The following is a 17,043-nucleotide window of genomic DNA, read 5'->3' on the forward strand; positions in this document are numbered from 1 at the left end:
GACCTTCAGCCATGACTCGCCACTTCGTAGTCGCCCTCAGCCTCGCGCTTGTCGCAGCCACTGCCAGCGCGAAAGAACCCGCAGAATGCGCCCACGTACTGGGCAACGGTCAACCAGCCCTTAGCCAACCAGCAGGCAGGACCCAGCTGCTCTGCTACCGTGCCTACGCCGTCCTCTACTCCGCCCAGACTCGCACCGCGCTTTGGTCGGCCGAGCGGCTCACGAGGGAATCCGTAGAAGCCGCACGCTCGCTGCCGCGCGACAGCGATTTCTACGAGGAGGAACGCCTTCCGGCCGCCGACCGCGCACACCTGCAGGACTTCAGCCGATCTGGAATGGACCGTGGGCACCTTGCCCCAAGTGGGGATGTCGCAGACAAGGCATCGCAAGCCGAAAGCTTCAGCCTGGCCAACGTTGTTCCGCAGAACAGCCTCTCCAACCGTCGCACCTGGAGCCACATCGAGACGTCGACACGCCGGCTGGCTCGCCAATACGGCGCCATCCAGGTCGTCACGGGTCCGGCATTCTCGAAGACCAGCGCGACCCTCAACAGCCGCGTTCGGATTCCCGACTTCCTTTGGAAGGCCATCTATGTGCCCGGTGTCGGCGCGGCCGCCTACGTTGTCCGCAACGATGCGACGCCCGCTTACAGCGCTATCAGCATCGATGAACTGACGCACTTCACGGGCGTCGATCCTTTCCCCGCGCTCACTCGCGCGCAGCGGTCGCAGCCCATTGATCTTCCCGCGCCCACGCCTCATCCCGGCGAAAAGCCGTCCCGCCGCGTGAAGTTCTCTTGGCTGGTGTCGGGCGAATCACTGGCAGACAAATCTCCCGCAGGCTCGATCCATCGACTCGTAGGCGACGCCGGCGCCCTGGCTACCTTGCTTCTGGCCTACGCACGATAGCCCACCGGACAAGTAGTCGAAGGAACATGTTCCCTTCAAAAAGGACGAAAGGCACGCCCGTAGACGTGCCTTTCGCGTTCTTGATACCGGTTTTCTGGTCTACCGGTTGGCCCAGAGCCACATACCAAAGCCAAAATAGATCGACAGTGGAATGCTGGCTCCCGCCAGGGCGGCGAGGGCGAACCTGAGGCGTGATGGCCGGCCTCGCGCACGGGCGAGTTCTATGGCGCGCGACCGAACGTCGTTCACCGTGCGTAGGACCGACTGGTCCAACAGGGTCTCGTCGAAGCCCGCCAGCCAGGCCATGTCCGAATTGTGAATCTCGCCCACAAAAATCGAGATCTCGCTGCCCCCGAGTACTCGAGCGCGCTCCACGGCGAACTCCAACATAAAGACGCTGCGCAACGGAATGTTGAGCTCCGGCTCGATCATCGCGAGCCAACGCCAATCCGGGTCGGGAAACACAGGTCCGTTGCGGTCACCACCGCCCGCGCGGCGACGGCAGTTCTCCACCAGGTACGAGTAAGGATCGGGAAATCCGGCAAGCCTGCGACGTTCATCGGGCGACAAGGCATGGAAGGCCGCGGAGCCGCCGATGTCCTGCAGGCGACGAACACCGCCCGTTCCAAAGCGGTCAACCTCAGTTCGGCGCTCACGACGCATGCCGGCGGCCACCATGAACATTCGCATCGGCGTCAGCGCCGCCTTGAATTGCATCCGAGGCGTCGCGCAGCGGAATCTCGGTCCAGTCGTCCATCTCCACCTGGATGCCTCGATAGAGCTTCCCGAACTTCGTCTCGCCAAAGACTAGCTCGCCCGGGGCATCTTCGATGGCCTGCTCCACCAGGGCCTTGTATTGCCGGTTGGTGCCGCCGGTCAGACCGTGGAGAACTCCATAAACGTGACACGTGACGCCCCGATATCGCACGACCGTTGCGTCGATGCGTTGGGGGAGCTCCGTGGTATCGGCGAGCAGCTGTGCGACTGGCACGTAATGCGGCGAGGCCGCGCCCGTCTGGTCACTTTGCACCGGCGTCACCGTTTACGGCATCCTTGAATCGCTGACCGGCCTTGAACTTCACCGTTTTGGCGGCCTGAACAGTGATTTCTTCGCCGGTGCGCGGATTGCGCGCAGTCCGCTCAGCTCGCTCTCCCTTGCTGAAAGCACCGAAGCCGACCAACGTGAGCGTGTCGCCTTTGGCCACGGCATCCATGATGGCATTGAGGGTGGCGTTCAGGGCGTGCTCTGCCTTGGCCTTGGACAGGCCCTCGACACCAGCAGCGATAGCGTCAATTAGTTCAGATTTGGTCATGCAAGTTTCTCCGTACTGGTCTTGGAAATTCCGATTCAACCATGCCCACATCGGCAAGTCACCCGGAATGACGGTACAAAACCGCGAGCTTTCCGGGTTTTTATCATGAGCACGCTCAAGAAAACCGCTCAAAATCACGCGCTGTCAGTTGACGACTATTCGACGATGCTCCGAGTAATCGGAAGGCGAGACTCGTCGTCAAGAGAGGAAAGCAGTTTCGGATCACGGCAGGCATGCAAGATCGCATGTATGTCAGTCTTCGCAAGCCAATCACCGATCTGGCCGCCGGCCCTCATGAAAGCGACATTGTCGGCAACGCCAATGAACCCCAACAGATTAAAAAGCTGGCTCGTAGTGTAGTTGTCCTGCCATTCCAGATCGCAGTCCCACATCGATAGCTCTGCTTCAGACTCCAACATCGCGTTCGCAACGTCACTCAGGAACAGCCCCACCTCTTCGACGCCCTGTCGCAAATGAGATAGCTGCAAGTACGGATCCTCATTCAAGTATCCGGACACTTCAACCATCACTGTACCGTCCGTCAAGTCGGACGCCGAGAACTCCACCACGATACAGCCCCAGGCGGTACGTAGGCCGTGCCGAGGGAGTAGGGCACGATCAAGCTCCTCCTGAGCGCTCGCGTCGTCAGGATCTTCCATTAAGGTAGCGCGTGCTACCGTGCTCAGCGATTCAGGAAGTTTGATAAAAGGCCAACGGTCTATAGCTGCCACGGAAATGCCTTCCTTCACAATCGCTCCCAATTCCGCCTGTGTGTATTCCTTGTTTTCGTGCACGTGAACTCCTTCACTCAGTTGGCAACTCGTCGGTAAAGACTCTGGCGCGTTATTCCCAGCTCTGCAGCTGCCTTGCTCTTGTTCCCTCCATGCCGACGGAGAGCCGCCATAACATCTTCCTTTGAGACTTGTGGCCTATCGACCGCAGCCATGGCTGCGAACGTTGAAAGATAAGCACCACTTTTGGACGGCTTGCTATGGCCGGCGGCAAGCACGATCGCCTGAATAGCCTGTCGATGGGCCTCCAGATCAGGCGCCTCGCCGCCCTTAATGGGCGCAGGGACGCCGGCCAACTCCTCATACATCTGGTGCGCCCACCCATGACGCAAGCCATGACTAGTAACGCCCAACCCCTTCTTGTACACGCCGTGCTTGCGGAGCACTGAGTTGTAACGGCTTCTCCATCGCTTGATGTTGTAAGACGATGGCGTTGTCGAGCCGCTCAGCGGATCAACGAGCCTGGCGGCCTGCTCAAGCACCAGAAGTTGAAGCCGAATGGGCACCTCTCGTTTCCGCCCCCCTTTCGTACCGTCGACCACCCTTAGTGTGTCCAAATTCTTCAGCGCCGTAGCAATCTTGAGCGACCAGCTTTCCTCAACGCGTAGTCCGAATGCGGACTGCAGTTTCAGCTGAATAGCGACTCGTGGGTCGTCCTTCTCAATGTCGGCGATCACCGCCATAGCGTCTACGCCGTTCGCTTCCCACGACTTATCCTTCCTCGTCACATAGGAACGGACGAGTCCACGCGCCTCCCTGTCCGTGTAGTCTCCCAGGGGGCGAATCAGGTCGTGCTTTCCAAGCCACTGGCAGAGCGCCTTGAGGTGACTGAGCTTGTTCTCGATCGTCCCCCCTGTCTGCCCTTCTTCCACCCATCCATTTACCAGTGCCTGGACGTGCTTGTGCCGCAGCGAGTACGGGCTCTCAAGCATGAAGCCTCGCTCACGTAACTCCACAAACGAGCGGCACACTGTGTACATTCGCCTTTCCTGCGTCTTCAGCGACGCGCTTTTCAGACTCACTCTCGTCTGACTGAGGATCTTCCTCAGGTTGTCGGTTAATACCACCTCTAACTCCGACCTCATTCGAGTAGGCAGTTCGTATTTTGCTAACAATCCACGTACGTTGAATACCGCCATCTGGCGCATCGTTCCCTCCCATTTCCCACGTCCGGCGTTCTACATCCCCACAGTGTTCCCCGTAACACTGCGTGTCGTATCTACGCCCCACTTTGCCCTTTATCCACCAGTGGTGGCCCTGCTCTTCCAGGTCCTTTAGCGATTCCATGGCTGGTCAGCCCTCACGTGGAAGAAACGTGCATGACTGTCCCGACCGAACCTATTGCGCTTCGCGCAATACGCTCGACGGGCTACCCGGTTGCTGAGGGGAACCGCTCCCCAGCATGAACGCCGCTTGGTGCAAGCACCACGCCACGCCGCCCGCGTAACTCTTGTTGCGCTGTTCTGTTCTACGGCCGCGCACGCCGTTCGTATGGTGTTGGAGCGTCCGGTTGATCAAATCAACCTACGTCCTGCCCTTCAGGTAGCGACATCTGAACCGCCGTGTATCGGGCTCAACGTTCGCTCACCCCGCTTCTCGCCGCTGGGCTAGTGGAATAGTTCGAGGTACCAATGTGTCCGGGTGTCCGGCTTGCACATGTCCTCATTTCAGCTCATTGCCCAAAACCGACCGCAAAGCCAATTGGTATCGCGGTGTACGGGGTACTCAGTGTGGTCCAGTATGTACCTGAGCCGATTGAAAAAAATGCCGCGACATTGTGCGGCTCAGACAGATGCGCCCCGATCCCATGTGTAAGACGGATTCGGGGGGGATTTGCCGCATAGATGGCGGCGAGGTCGATGCGTCGGGGACGCGGTGGGTGCACCAAGAATAAACCAGGATGCGATTGTTGGGCAACGGTTCGCACGCCAAATCGCCCAGCTTTCGGAACTTGACTTCGCTTTTTCGCCGGTAGAGTTGGTGATAGCAATGTGCCCCGAAGTCGGTCCATGCCTGAGCATGTCCCACCAAGTCCCTTCAAGTGCCACCCCTTGGCCCGAGTTCAAAGGACTTAGTGGCACCAAGTGCCACTAAGTGGGACCAAGCGCCATCAACCGGGACTTGCAAAGACTAGCTCCGACCGCGACACATCGACGAAAACGAGCCAATCCATCTGAAAGGTAGCTGACAATGAAGCAACAAATCGACCACATCAAGCACCCGACCATCGCAATCGACGTCGGATATGGCAACACCAAGACCGCCTGGGCGATGGGCTCCGAGATCGCGACGAACATGTTCCCGTCGCTTGCACCGCTAGCAGTGAACAGCTCTCTCAACGCATTTGGGGGCGGCGTCTTCAAGGGCCGCAATGTTCTGACCGTCGAAGTGGATGGCGCTCGCTACGAGGTGGGGCCGGACGTCTCAATCAGCGGTGCGCATCATACGGGCCGCTCGCTATCCGAGGATTTCGCATCCACGCCGGGCTACGCCGCCCTCCTCGCCGGCGCACTTCACTACGCCGGCGCAAGGGAGGTCGACCGGCTCGTGCTCGGCCTTCCCGTCCATAACACACAGAAGTACGCGTCACACCTGAAGGACCGCTTCGCCGGCACGCACGATTTCGGGTGGGGCGACATCCATGTCGGCAGCGTGCTGCCGTTGCCGCAACCGCTCGGGACGCTCATTCATTACATTCAGCAAAGCGGCAAGCAGTACGATCCCGACAATGCCTACCTGGTCATCGATGTGGGCTACTTCACGACCGACTGGGTGGTGGCCCGGGGCTACACCGTCGACGATACGCGCAGCGGAGGCGTTCCTGGCGGCGCTGCGCGTGTCTATCAGCAGGTCGCGAGCCTCATCTCCGCCGACCGCGGCCAGCCCGATGCCGGCATCGAGCGTATCGACAAGGCGATTCGCGAGGCCAAACCACTCGTGTATTTTGGGGAGAATCTCGACCTGACTCCGTATCTCTCTGAAGCAATGGCGCTCACCCAGCAGCCGGTCAAGGAAGTGCAGACCCGCGTGGGCCGTACCGACGACTTGCGCGCCATCATCCTGACTGGCGGCGGTGCCCAACTCTATGCACCGGCGATCCGGGCAGCGTTTCCCCTTAACCCGATCCACATGATGGACTCGCCGTGCTTTGCGAATGTGCGGGGCTTCTACACCATCGGCGCGGCAGCGCGCCAAGCACAGCGCGCCGCGTAAGGGCTTCCATGGAAAAGCTCCAGATGACTGTGACCCTGGTCGAGTCCGACCTGATCACATACCTGCAGCAGTTTCCGTCCGCTCGCGAACGGTCCTTCGTTTTGCGCATGCTGGCAAGACAAGGATTGCAGGCAATGGGCGTGGCGGTAGCTAACGGCACACCCCGGCTGCCCATACCTGGATTCGGGGTGGCGGGCTCGTCTGCCGTGCTCGAGGGCCAGCTTGCCATCGATGCTCGTTCGTCACCGGGTGACACAGCACCGTTGCCAGTCGCGTCGGCACCGGCATCGGTACCGCCCGCAGCACCAGCGCCCGTCATCGCGCCTGTCATCCCGCCAGCCGTCACGCCGACAACGTTGGCAACAACGAAGCAGGCGGACACTGATGCGCAGACTCGGGCCGATGCCGACACGCCTGCGGACCCGCTGGCCGGGATCGACGTCGCCGCACTCACTCAAGCTCTCGCCCGATACTGACGCGACTTGACGAACAACATTGCTGTGGCAATCTATAACAAACCGTTCAGGAGAAAACAGCCATGCGCTTCTTTGAGTTTCTTTCCACCCCTCACGATGTCACCCGCTTCGTTTTCGCTACCGTGATTTGCTACTGTGTGCTTGAGGCCTGCGTCGGCTTCTACCGTGGGATCAAGGCGCGGAGAACGGCGTAACCAATCACCGACCTAGAAACGAAAAAAGCCCAGCGTGATCGCTGGGCTTTGTGTTTCAAGAGGTCGGCATGCTTCAGTGAAGCGTGCAAGGTGCAAGGCAGAAATCCACGGCTGAATCGAAGGACAGGTTGCTCTCCAGCAGCGTGAAGGTGTCCCTGCCGTCCTTTCGGTAGACGTGAAAGAACTGAGCATCGGACTTCCATGCCTGGACGTCCTGATTGGCCGTACTACGCATGGCGTGGATGTGCAGCTTGTTGACGATGACAGTAAAGCCTTTCTGTGGCATTGCGTTCTCCGGAGAGGATCTGCCACCATGGATTTCGCCCCTGTGGGAGAACCCACAGGGCAGAGATTTGAATGAACCGCCGTTACCGGCGGCTGAAATTAGGCGGCGATCGCCTGTTCAGACAATTGCCGCAGCTGATATGCAGTCCGCCACTCGTCGCAGAAGTCTGTTCCGCGAACCTTGGGGCGATGCAGTACGACCTTATAGCCTTCGCTGCGAAGGCGCTTTTGCAACCTGAGCGCATCGGCCATTCCGGGCGACTTTCCAGTCTTCACGTCGATCTCATCGAAGTCAGCGAAGATGTGAATGGTGTGAATCCCAAAGCCATCCGGGACCACGAACTGACTCAGCAACACACGATTCAGGCTGTACCAGGTCGGGATGCCAAAAAGCATGTATGCGGCGTACGCCGTTTCAAGCCCTTCCGCAATGCCGAGCTCGCCGTCGCGTGGCGGCATGAGCCGCACTGCTCCGCCGCGATTGGCCTTGGACCGGTTCGCCGTTCGCGCTGCTTCGGACCGTTCCAATGATCAACCTGCGACTTTGCCCGTGAGCACGAAGGAGAGAATATCTTCCGACGTCGGAACGCCCCAAGTATGGTCGGAAAGCCATTTATAGAAACTTGTCTGGGCCAGCTTCGAAGGACGCTTGTTTGCGGCCAGCTTCAGATCTATGGCAACGCATTGCTCGTTGTATTGATCGATCAATGTCGATTGTTCTTCCGCAGACAATTCGGCAAAGTACTCTTGGGCCACAGGCAATCGGGCTGCGATGTACTTTTCCATTGCCTCTGCTGCGGATTTCGCCTTCGGCACGGCGGTACTCGCCGACTCTTCCGTAACTTCCTCGGCGTCCATTCCTCGGCCCCAAGCTTCGGCTAGCGTTTTTCGGAAATAGGCGGGAACGTTCTCGACTGGCGCTGCGTTTTTCTTTGCAAGCCTCGCGCGAACATAGGCCAAAGCATCGCGCAGCGAACCATGACTGTGAGTCTTGGCTAGCTTGCGGGCTTCGCTAGTAGGTAGTCCCAATTTGACCATAGCTTGCACAAGCTCGCCTCCGGCGACGTCATCCTCTGTGACAGCCTGCTCCTTCCGCGTGATCTTGAACTGAAGGTCGGCTACTGACCTACCAACCTTGTGTTCGATGAGTTCAAGCATGTGATCCGAGACGTCACATATCTCCGCGATGCAGGGATTCAACACTGCACGCTTGAAGATCTTGTACTCCTTATACTTTGTTTCGCTTTCTTCGCGCCCCAGAATCAGATTCCGGAAAACTGGCAGAGGGATTCGCGCCGTGATTCCGACCCGCTCGTAGCGGACCGTGTTTTCCCACAATGCTAGCGAATGGGCGCGGCGAAACAGCTTCGCGATGCGCATGTCGATCATGGCATAGCGTTCCGGGTTTAGCAGCTCTTCCCGGATCTGCGGGGCAAATGAATACGATAGCTGTGACCCAGTGATCTTCGCCCCAGCCAGCAAAGTCGAACCTGTCCACGTTGCTGTTCCATCGCTATTCAACTGGTCCCAGTCGACGACGGTCCTCATTAGCGACTTCGCCGTTTCCTTGATATACCCGGTGTCTTTGGTAGTGAGAGCCAGGTTGGACATCATTTCCGGTATCGAAATCTGGAATGTGTCCACCGCGCCTTGCTGGCTTAGCCGGTGCTCGATGGCATTCTTGATCAGGGCATTGAAAAGCCTGCGCTGCTGCAGCGTTAGCGCGCCCCCGACAGGTGAAACGTGGATGGCTTGAACCGCCTTCTTGAAGGGCTCCGGCACCTCGGGCTGCTGGAACAGCGCAATCTGGGACCCTTTGGAAGGCGCTTTCGCTCGCGTCATCACTGTTTCCGAACTTTGAATTGGTGAAATCTTAGTCTCCTCGCGTTCACCTATCAAGCGGAAATGCAGTTTTCTACTCAGACGCGCGCCTGGCGCGAAAAACTGTTGCGAATCAGCAAGCTGCAGCTAGAGATCAAAGGTGCCGCTGCCCCAAAAGCGTTCACCTGATAGCAGCGAAAGCTCCCTAAATTCATGCACCTTTCGAGTTCGAAGGCTGAAACGCGCTGGAAAGGGCAACTCATTTGAGGCCAGTGAATGGGAAAAGGTGAATCAATTTGAGGATTGATGCTGACGGGCCTATGGAGCGCTGGGTTACCCAGGGACACGCCCCCAAAGTCGTTCACCTGAGAGTTCCCAAATCTATGCACCTTTGAGTCTATTCGCACAGTAAGTAAGTACACACCAACTATACTATCCCCAAATCTTTGCACCTATGAGCGCCTCAAAAATGTTCACCTTGGCATATTGGAGCCGCTTCCGGAGAGCCGGCCTCACTCAACGCCCCAAAGAGTTTCACCTTTGCTTTACCCCAAAGATCTTCACCTCATAACTAGAGGTGCGACGCCAGGCACTAGACGGCCCCAATAAGGTTCACCTTAAGCGACCCCAAAACTGTTCACCATTTCTAAGGTAGTCCCCGCTCCCCAATCGCCTTCACCCTTTCCCCAAATCCACAACCCTTTGGCCTCATACGGTTTCACCTATTCCCCAAATCCACACCCCCTTCGCCCCAAAGGGGTTCACCAAATCCCCACCGATGTTCACCTTGAGAGCTAGAATTTCATTGAAATCAATGACTTAGACAAGCTAAAGGTTTACTAAAGGGTTTACAGTGCTTACTAAAGCACGTAAACGTCAGGTGCATTCCCAGAGATCTCTAGCAAAGGGTGAACAAGATTGGGGGAACAGAACACAAAGACCCGTTGGAATCGACCACTGACACCGCACCGGACAAATTTGCATCGAATGTTGACCCACGCCTGGAATAGGTGCCTTCCCAACGGGAGGGATCTCGGAGTGATCGACGAGGCAGCTGGCACTCCGCTTCGCGAGATCCCGATGCGTACTTCGCGCAAGACAGTTCGCCATTACATGCGTGCCGCGTTACGGTGCCCATCCGTTCAACCCGATAGAGTCCTTCACGAAACATCGGCGGCCTGTTCCACAAACACGACAGGTTGCGTTCAGCACGGCGAGTGGCGCGCACAAATCGTCGCCAAGTCAGGATCTTATCGACGGTCGATCCGGACACCTACCGGAGCTAGAGAAGTCGACCGGAGACTAGGGCCAGATGGCAACGCGACTCACTTGCACGGAACTGGTGATCCTGGGCGAATTGGGCTTTCACCAATCAGCCAGGCGGGAGACGCCATGCTGTTTCACCCCATCAGCAAGCTCAACGAGTGCATAAGTGTGTCATCACGACGATTCTGAGCTTTGGCGGGGGGGCAGCCGCGTTCGGTGGCGGCAAGATCGCCACCGCCTGGGACGTCTCACACATCGCTGCCGCATCGCGGAGACAGGCGACTACAGCTATCGCTTCGCGCGCAGCAGCGCTCCAACCCAAGGAGGAAAAACGAACCGACAAGCAAACACCATCTCAACAGAAGGCACGACCCTCGGGGGTGGGTCAATCTTCGATGCAAATGCTGGGTCCGTCTTCCGTGCAAATCGAATACTCGTTGGCCTGTCGCCAAGGAACGGCGCGGCTGGTTTGATACAGCCGCGGGTCGATGTCATTGCATCGCCGAAAACTTTGCTTTCAGTTCATCGACCAGCGCTTGGCGCTTAACTGGGTCTTGGAGCGTAATTTCGAAGGTAACCTTGCCCGAATCCCAGTCTTTGAGAACGCCCAGCGGAGCTCCATCAGCAGCATGCAACTTATGCTGCCTCGAGGTTTCCTTTTGCTTGCGCGCAGGCTTGTTTTCATACCGCGCACGTGCGTCCTCGACATCTCGACACACTGCCTCTTCGTCTTTCACCTTAGCGGCCATGGCAGCTGCAACCGACACGCCTGCTACTCGTTCTAGCAGCGTCAATTGATACAGGGTCGACAATGCGAAAGGTTCGGGTCTTTCTTTGACGATATCTAGGATGCCCTCCGACAGCTTGAGGATGGCCATAGTCTTGTTGACATTTGGCAGAGACATGCCAGTGGCCTCAGAAATGGCGGACTCGCTCGGGTAGACTCCCTCGTCAATCAATGCCTTCCAAGCCAGTGCATTGTCCAGTGGCGACTGCTGTTCGCGCTCTGCATTCTCTTTGTAGGAAATTTGATAGAGCTGTTGGTCGGTCAGATTCGGATGAATCATGAGCTTCATCTTCGTCTTCGCTGCTGCCTTGAGGGCTCGAAGGCGATAGTGGCCACCGGCCAGCACGCGTCGCCCATTCCTGATGGTAGCAAGCCCTGGGACCAGCTGTCCGTCTGCCCGAATTTCACCGGCGAGTTCATGAACACGTTCGGGGCGATAGAGCCGTCTAGCATTAAACGGATTCTCATCGATCAAGCCGATATCGACTTCCTCGAAGTATGGCTCACCATCCTTTGGGGCTTCCGCTTCGACTGTGTGCAAATTGACTACCGTAGCGGTAAGCGGAGGGGCTACGGCGACGCTCGTGTTCTGTTCTTCAGGCCGCTTTTCAGCAAAGCCGTTTGGCTGACGCTCTACCAGTGCCTGGGCGCGCGCAAATCGATCTGCTGGTGGCGCCGCCGACAGGGCTTTAGCCGCTTGATCTCGCATCTGTTCGAGTCGACTCTTTGCCATCAAACCACCTCCTCTTTCTGCTTTGCGGTCTTGCCTTTGCTCTGCTTCTTCTGCACCGTGAATCCGAGATTTTGAAGAACGACGTCGGCAAGCGCCTCGACTTCTTTTACTGCCGCCGAAGCTCCTGATACACCGTGCACGCTGAGCCCAAACATTTGAGACTCACCATATGCATTGCGCTGCTGAAGGCCTGCATCTAGCAACGGAATCTCTTGATCATCTTGAAGAATCTCGGTGCATGCCTTGAACACGTTCCCTCGGCGCGACATCGAGGGAATGCAATAGGTCAATAGCGTCGGATTTTCCGACTTTGCCCGGCGTGCAAGTTCCTTTGCCTCGCGACTTGCCCAGACGTTGTCCATCAGCGGAATGACGGGAATCAACGCGATATCGGAAATGTTCAGCGCCGCCCACGGAATAGACGATTCGATCGCAGGAGGGCAATCGATGAATATGAAGTCGTAGACGTCGGCGCGCTTTTCGATCTCGCCGAGCATTTTTTCGCGCAGGGGGGCCAGACTTATTACCTCTGCGGGGAATGAGCGTTCCTTACCCCCCTGCCCTGCCCAAATTGTGCTTGTCCCTTGCTTGTCCATATCGACAAGCAGGGTGCGAAAACCTCGCAGCGAAAAGGCGGCCGACAACTGCATGCACGTCATGGTTTTTCCGCAGCCGCCCTTCTGATTGAAGACAGTAACAATCTTAGCTGCCATAAATTTCCCCCTAAAAAATATATATTATAGAATATCACAACTGATGTGTCCTACGCGAGTCTTTGTGGTAATAGACCATCCCATTGCATTAAGACAAGGAAAACTCCACATTGCCGTTGCAGCTTTGCGACGCTCTTTCTGTCCGGGGCTCGTCGTTGAAGGGCGGCTTTCAAGTATGAAAGTTGTTGGGATGAAGTCCGGTGGCTTGACTACCTGCTAACTGCCCTAGGTCTGTGGTCGCGCAACGTTCGAAGGGAAGTTGTGCGAGCAAAGATTTCCAGCGCCTCATGAGGGTTTGGCGCCGCCACCTTACGTTCAGCGGTTACGTTTTCGGCTAGATGAGACGCGAAATTGCGTGAGACCGGGCTCAGCGACTTTCAAGCATGAAAGTCGCGTCGGTTCGTTAGTCGTCGCCGGACAACCACTGCGTGGGTAGGATGCTGGGCGGACCTTCCGATGGTTGCAAGTCTCGTGGCCGCGTCTATCGTTTCTTACTCCCGCGCTCGAAATGTCCGATGCTGTGAGTCAAAATTCCGCTCCGGAGATTTTTGGAGATCGGTTTAAGCTCACTAGGTCTTAAGCAACTTTCACGTATGAAAGTTGATCTCGACGGAAGCGTATGCGGGTGGCTAACTCCGTGGGTCTCGTTTTTCTTAATGGAATCGACTCTACGTCCTTTCAAGCATGAAAGCGTTTCGGAGCGCGGCAGGCATTACTCCCGACAAAGGAAGGTCCAGACTCTGCTAAGCGGGCCGACGTGGCCTTGGGCAGCTGTATAGCGACTTGCCATTGCGTTGTCGCAATGTGCTGGGTGACAAACGGGGGATTCGAATGAGACTAGCGATACGGCGGAATAGCTGGCTGCCTGAGCCCGGCGACTTTCAAGCGTGAAAGTCCCGAGCGGGCCAGATCATCGTGTGCTTAAGTCTGCGAGCGCTGCGGTTGTGGTCGAAATACAGACCGGGATATTCTGAGCCGGAAGTCTCGGCGAGGCGGGGCGGAGCGTTCACGAAGAGCTTGCGGTAAGTATTTTATAAAAATAATAAATTGCTATTTAGCAGCGTCGCGTCGTGCAGCTATCGGCGCGGCGTAATCATGTCGACCATCCGCTGAGGGCGTAAGCCTTCGCCGCTGGTCCGGCCTGACGCCTGACCTTCCCCCAGCATCATTACGGACATCCCATGTTTTGGAAGGGGCGGGCGAAAACACATTTTGCCGGTGCCCGGTGTAGATACACGAGAGCCCAGCTAAACTTATCCAGCTTCAGCACGATCTGCTCGATTGTGTTCGCATACATCGCTTATGCCTCGTCACGACACAGCGTGCAGTGCCTGCTTTTTGCTCCGCTATGAGTCTCGGGATAGGACCTTGGCAGTATGCCGACCCCATACGCTTATAGGCGACCTTACCCGGCCGTAGCGCGCGGTGCCACGGGATGCCGAAACAGAGGTAGCCTTGGCATGGTCGAAGCGCGGCGCGCTTTTCCGATGCGGTAGCGGCATGACCGGGCCAACCGCTTGTTCGATCGACCTAGCCCAAGTACGACGACCGTCAGGCTGACAATGCGACCCGGAAGCCAGCGATAGTCGACATCTGGGCCCGGGAACGCCAGCCCGCTTAAGCCTTTGCTAATCAAGGCTTTACCGCGAAAAGTGGCAGGCAGCACGTCGATCTGGTCACTTTGGAAGAGTGAAATGCAATGCAAATTATTTTAGGGCACTACGCCGCAGGGCGTAGCGGTTCTTACGAGAATGATTATCGAGAGCCAACCGGGGTGCTATACCGCGTATAGCTAGGTATAAGCATCCTCAATAGGGCATCTCGCGCCTTCCTTCCATATAGATACGGGGCGGGTCCGTGTTTTCACACGCTCTTGCCGGCGCGCGTTGCGGGCCTCGCCTTGCTCAGGCGGGAGCAAGCTCAAAGAGCCATTGTCGACGAGACCTTGAGGAAGAGAGAGCGGGCCAACTATGCCTCGCGGCGCGCTTACGAGTCGCAGGGCTAGATGAAAGGCGACTCGGGTGCGAGAAAAATCTAGCCTTCGAAAACCGGAGCACTTTCAAGTGTGAAAGTTAGCGAAACATCCCACATGACATTTTATAGAGCGCGATTGCGTTGACCGAGCAGGAAATCGTGCTCCGCGTGCCCCGGGTCAACACGATGGCGCCCGGCTCGATCGAATTTCCGGGCGGATCGTGGGAGCAGCGGAAGACCTCCGATCCCGCTCTCTATGATCGGACACTACGTTCGGTCCCATTCGGCAGGCTCGGGACACCCGGCGAGGTCGCCAGCGCAGTGCTGTTCCTCGCCAGCGAACACGCGGGCTGGATCACCGGTCAGACCTTGGTGGTCGACGGCGGGCAGCTGTTAACGTGAGCCGCAAATATGCAGAGGAGGCCGCGACCAGTTCGCCCCGCTCGTCAGCTATGTCGAGCCACCTTGAAAAGGGTCGGCGATATTGGGAACCCCGCTCGCTGACCACGGCGTAATTACCCAGCTGGGCCGAGCTCATTGAGCCCGGCCCGAACGGCAGGGGATCAGTTCGCAGCCTTGCTCGGCGTCCCGGTCGGCTCCCCACCGGTCTTGTCGGCCAGGTTCCGGCCGGCGTCGTTGGCCAATCCAGGATATCCGATCAGCGAAACCAGGGTCAGCGCGCCCGACAACAAGAAGGCAATGCGAAAATCGGCAACGAGAAATGCGAGTTGTCCATGCCGTTTTTCGCCGTGGAACTCGGGTGCCAGGCGCAGCGAAACGGCGCCTAAAGCAACCCCGAGCCCAATCATCATCTGGCCCGCCACGCTCCAGAGCGTGCTGGCGCCGCTCATCTGCGCAGGGGCACGTCGGCATACGCCAGCGTGGTGAAATGCATCGCGCGGGCCAGATCGTAGACAAAGACGACGATCAGGTTCCAGACGAGCGGCGTATCCGGCGTCAACACCCCGCAGAGAATCGTGAAGATGGGGGCGACGATGACATCAACTACCGACGCCCATTTGTTGAAGCCCCGGCGCCGCAGGATATGGCTGGTCACCGCCTTCATGCCGAGGTTGCCGAGTGCGGTGGCAAGCAGCATGGTACTGCGCACCACGATCGGCCGGCCGATCGGCGCCATCATCGCACCGCCGATGCCTTGCAGCAACCGCGCCGCGACGAAATGTGGCACACGTTGTTGGCCAGTCCGCACAGCAGGGACGCCACCGTGAAGACCAGGATCGCGAGAAAGAACACGCTGCTCGTCGCGACGTCACATCTAGCTAGTCAGGTCTTAAACAGCCGAAGGCGGCTGGCACGCGCCTGGATCTCGTTGGCGGCAACGTTCCACTGAGCAGCCAGGGCGGCCCAGCCGCTGAACGCCTCGACTGTTCGCTGGATGATCTGCCTCGGCTTTGTGACCTGGAATTTGTCGCCGAAGGCTATCAGTTCCTCGACGGTAAAGTCATCCGCCTTGCCGTTGATCGTCATCTGATGTTGCAGCGTGTATCCGTTGCCTGCGGAGAACGTCAGGTCATAGGCCGGTGACATGCTCCACTCGCCGGCAGGTGACATCAGGAAAGCGAAGTTCTTTACGTGGTCATCTTGGTTACGGCCCACAACATTGAAGATCATCCGGCGGTACGCCTCGTCGATCGCGCGCTGGGGCATCAGGAAGGTGCGAATCCAGCGGAAGTATTGGTCGTAGCTGTATGCGCGTGGGATGTTGTAGTCGATATGTGCGAGGCCTGCCAGACTGTGCATATGGATCCGGCCACCATCCGCAGTGCGATCGAATCGCTTCGTCAAAAAGTGGAATCGACCGCTCGGCTCCTCGATAAAGTCCACTGGCGCCATGTCGATGCCGAGTTCTTTCGTTAGGAGTGCGTACGTGTATTCGACCCGATTGAACGGTTGTGCCTGGTGGTCCTTCGGGTTGGCGGACTCCACGCCGCCGAACTTGATCAGCCAATGTTCCTCACCAGGCTGTGGCTCGACGAAAGCAGAGCGAATCTGTTTGTTTTCACGGTCCCAGAGAATAAGGGCTTTGGCCCGTGCGCCGCCGGCGCTCGCACCAATACGCATGAGTTCTGCGATCGCGCCGTCCTGTTCGCCGGCCACAATCTTTCGAGCGGCCTCAACCAGGGCGCCGACTTCGAGGGCTTCGGCCTCGTTGGCTGTGGGCGTGCGATCGATCCGGGGCAGAAACTCGAGCGCGCCCATGGCGCGGTCGCCAATGTAGAGCAGTCGTTGAACTGGGCTCATCGCCTTTTCAGGCTCGCCGCGATCAGCGAAATACTTCTTGATGATGAGATTACCGAAGGTGTCGGGCAACGCGTCCGCCAATACGCCGGGGAGGCCAAGAAAGGCCTCGGTTCGCCTTAGTTCGGGAAACTCAAACGAGCCTGTTTCAGCCGGCAGATATTCAGGCGAGATGCTGGTACCGCCGGTGCTGAGGTACTCGGGGTCGTAGTTAAACCCGATCCGCCCGCTGTCAAATTCCGTGACGGTGCCGATAGTCTGGCCATGCATCCGCACCTGTGCACTCACCGAGACTCCCGGGGCTGGGCGA

Annotated in this window: 16 protein-coding genes and 1 pseudogene; 4 read left to right on the plus strand and 13 right to left on the minus strand. The window is 57.8% G+C overall.

Annotated elements, in window-relative coordinates; genetic code table 11:
* Positions 1-908, plus strand: a 908-nt coding sequence (locus D9X30_RS15970; protein ID WP_502799638.1) for a DNA/RNA non-specific endonuclease, incomplete at its 5' end; no start/stop codon positions are given.
* A 99-nt stretch (positions 909-1,007) separates the two neighbouring features.
* Here D9X30_RS15970 and D9X30_RS15975 read toward each other — a convergent pair.
* From D9X30_RS15975 to D9X30_RS15995, 5 genes are all read right to left on the minus strand, one after another.
* On the minus strand, positions 1,008-1,625 hold the full coding sequence (locus tag D9X30_RS15975) for a hypothetical protein (protein ID WP_228771081.1): 618 nt from the start codon (positions 1,623-1,625) through the stop codon (positions 1,008-1,010).
* Positions 1,561-1,938, minus strand: a complete 378-nt coding sequence (locus D9X30_RS15980) for a hypothetical protein (RefSeq protein ID WP_228771080.1) — start codon at positions 1,936-1,938, stop codon at positions 1,561-1,563. The genes D9X30_RS15975 and D9X30_RS15980 overlap by 65 nt, the downstream gene beginning before the upstream one ends.
* Entirely contained in the window at positions 1,928-2,221 is a 294-nt protein-coding gene (locus D9X30_RS15985) for an HU family DNA-binding protein (protein ID WP_153949783.1), read from the minus strand. Before D9X30_RS15985 ends, D9X30_RS15980 begins: the two co-directional genes overlap by 11 nt.
* Before the next feature lie 155 nt (positions 2,222-2,376).
* Positions 2,377-3,015, minus strand: coding sequence for a hypothetical protein (locus D9X30_RS15990; RefSeq protein WP_153949782.1), 639 nt, complete (start codon positions 3,013-3,015; stop codon positions 2,377-2,379).
* 14 nt (positions 3,016-3,029) lie between these two features.
* Positions 3,030-4,160: a helix-turn-helix domain-containing protein gene (locus D9X30_RS15995; RefSeq protein ID WP_153949781.1), complete on the minus strand. Its 1,131-nt coding sequence runs from the start codon at positions 4,158-4,160 to the stop codon at positions 3,030-3,032.
* Positions 4,161-5,202: 1,042 nt separating this feature from the next.
* Here D9X30_RS15995 and D9X30_RS16000 point away from each other — a divergent pair.
* Positions 5,203-6,225: a PRTRC system protein D gene (locus D9X30_RS16000; protein WP_153949780.1), complete on the plus strand. Its 1,023-nt coding sequence runs from the start codon at positions 5,203-5,205 to the stop codon at positions 6,223-6,225.
* Positions 6,226-6,233: 8 nt separating this feature from the next.
* Positions 6,234-6,701: a hypothetical protein gene (locus D9X30_RS16005; RefSeq protein WP_153949779.1), complete on the plus strand. Its 468-nt coding sequence runs from the start codon at positions 6,234-6,236 to the stop codon at positions 6,699-6,701.
* Between the two features lie 267 nt (positions 6,702-6,968).
* Here D9X30_RS16005 and D9X30_RS16010 read toward each other — a convergent pair whose 3' ends face one another.
* The 5 genes and pseudogenes from D9X30_RS16010 to D9X30_RS16030 form a co-directional block, all read right to left on the minus strand.
* Entirely contained in the window at positions 6,969-7,181 is a 213-nt protein-coding gene (locus D9X30_RS16010; protein ID WP_153949778.1) for a hypothetical protein, read from the minus strand.
* A 98-nt stretch (positions 7,182-7,279) separates the two neighbouring features.
* Positions 7,280-7,657, minus strand: a pseudogene (locus D9X30_RS16015) (toprim domain-containing protein); the annotation flags it as partial.
* A 54-nt stretch (positions 7,658-7,711) separates the two neighbouring features.
* Complete coding sequence (locus D9X30_RS16020; RefSeq protein WP_153949777.1) at positions 7,712-9,022, minus strand: replication initiation protein; 1,311 nt, start codon at positions 9,020-9,022, stop codon at positions 7,712-7,714.
* A gap of 1,736 nt (positions 9,023-10,758) precedes the next feature.
* Positions 10,759-11,787, minus strand: coding sequence for a ParB/RepB/Spo0J family partition protein (locus D9X30_RS16025; RefSeq protein ID WP_084004147.1), 1,029 nt, complete (start codon positions 11,785-11,787; stop codon positions 10,759-10,761).
* A complete protein-coding gene (locus D9X30_RS16030; protein ID WP_084004148.1) occupies positions 11,787-12,500 on the minus strand; it encodes an AAA family ATPase in 714 nt (237 codons plus the stop codon). The genes D9X30_RS16025 and D9X30_RS16030 overlap by 1 nt, the downstream gene beginning before the upstream one ends.
* A gap of 2,115 nt (positions 12,501-14,615) precedes the next feature.
* Between D9X30_RS16030 and D9X30_RS16035 the strand changes: the two genes are divergently transcribed.
* Positions 14,616-14,876: an SDR family NAD(P)-dependent oxidoreductase gene (locus tag D9X30_RS16035; protein ID WP_228771079.1), complete on the plus strand. Its 261-nt coding sequence runs from the start codon at positions 14,616-14,618 to the stop codon at positions 14,874-14,876.
* Positions 14,877-15,037: 161 nt separating this feature from the next.
* On the opposite strand, the gene D9X30_RS29865 is transcribed toward D9X30_RS16035, so the two are convergent.
* The 3 genes from D9X30_RS29865 to D9X30_RS16045 all read right to left on the minus strand — a co-directional run bounded on the left by D9X30_RS29865 (position 15,038) and on the right by D9X30_RS16045 (position 17,021).
* A complete protein-coding gene (locus D9X30_RS29865; RefSeq protein ID WP_153949776.1) occupies positions 15,038-15,325 on the minus strand; it encodes a hypothetical protein in 288 nt (95 codons plus the stop codon).
* Positions 15,322-15,663, minus strand: a complete 342-nt coding sequence (locus D9X30_RS29870; RefSeq protein ID WP_153949775.1) for an MFS transporter — start codon at positions 15,661-15,663, stop codon at positions 15,322-15,324. Before D9X30_RS29870 ends, D9X30_RS29865 begins: the two co-directional genes overlap by 4 nt.
* A 95-nt stretch (positions 15,664-15,758) precedes the next feature.
* Positions 15,759-17,021, minus strand: coding sequence for a type II toxin-antitoxin system HipA family toxin (locus tag D9X30_RS16045; protein ID WP_249640982.1), 1,263 nt, complete (start codon positions 17,019-17,021; stop codon positions 15,759-15,761).
* Positions 17,022-17,043: the final 22 nt, after the last annotated feature.

Source organism: Cupriavidus sp. U2 (assembly GCF_009663685.2).
GTDB lineage: Bacteria > Pseudomonadota > Gammaproteobacteria > Burkholderiales > Burkholderiaceae > Cupriavidus > Cupriavidus necator_C.

Excerpts from the sequence above, each read along its gene's own strand:
- D9X30_RS15975 (WP_228771081.1), bottom strand. The coding sequence starts at position 1,625 with ATGCAATTCAAGGCGGCGCTGACGCCGATGCGAATGTTCATGGTGGCC.
- D9X30_RS15985 (WP_153949783.1), bottom strand. The coding sequence starts at position 2,221 with ATGACCAAATCTGAACTAATTGACGCTATCGCTGCTGGTGTCGAGGGC.
- D9X30_RS15995 (WP_153949781.1), bottom strand. The coding sequence starts at position 4,160 with ATGCGCCAGATGGCGGTATTCAACGTACGTGGATTGTTAGCAAAATAC.
- D9X30_RS16000 (WP_153949780.1), top strand. The coding sequence starts at position 5,203 with ATGAAGCAACAAATCGACCACATCAAGCACCCGACCATCGCAATCGAC.
- D9X30_RS16005 (WP_153949779.1), top strand. The coding sequence starts at position 6,234 with ATGGAAAAGCTCCAGATGACTGTGACCCTGGTCGAGTCCGACCTGATC.
- D9X30_RS16010 (WP_153949778.1), bottom strand. The coding sequence starts at position 7,181 with ATGCCACAGAAAGGCTTTACTGTCATCGTCAACAAGCTGCACATCCAC.
- D9X30_RS16020 (WP_153949777.1), bottom strand. The coding sequence starts at position 9,022 with ATGACGCGAGCGAAAGCGCCTTCCAAAGGGTCCCAGATTGCGCTGTTC.
- D9X30_RS16025 (WP_084004147.1), bottom strand. The coding sequence starts at position 11,787 with ATGGCAAAGAGTCGACTCGAACAGATGCGAGATCAAGCGGCTAAAGCC.
- D9X30_RS16030 (WP_084004148.1), bottom strand. The coding sequence starts at position 12,500 with ATGGCAGCTAAGATTGTTACTGTCTTCAATCAGAAGGGCGGCTGCGGA.
- D9X30_RS29865 (WP_153949776.1), bottom strand. The coding sequence starts at position 15,325 with ATGAGCGGCGCCAGCACGCTCTGGAGCGTGGCGGGCCAGATGATGATT.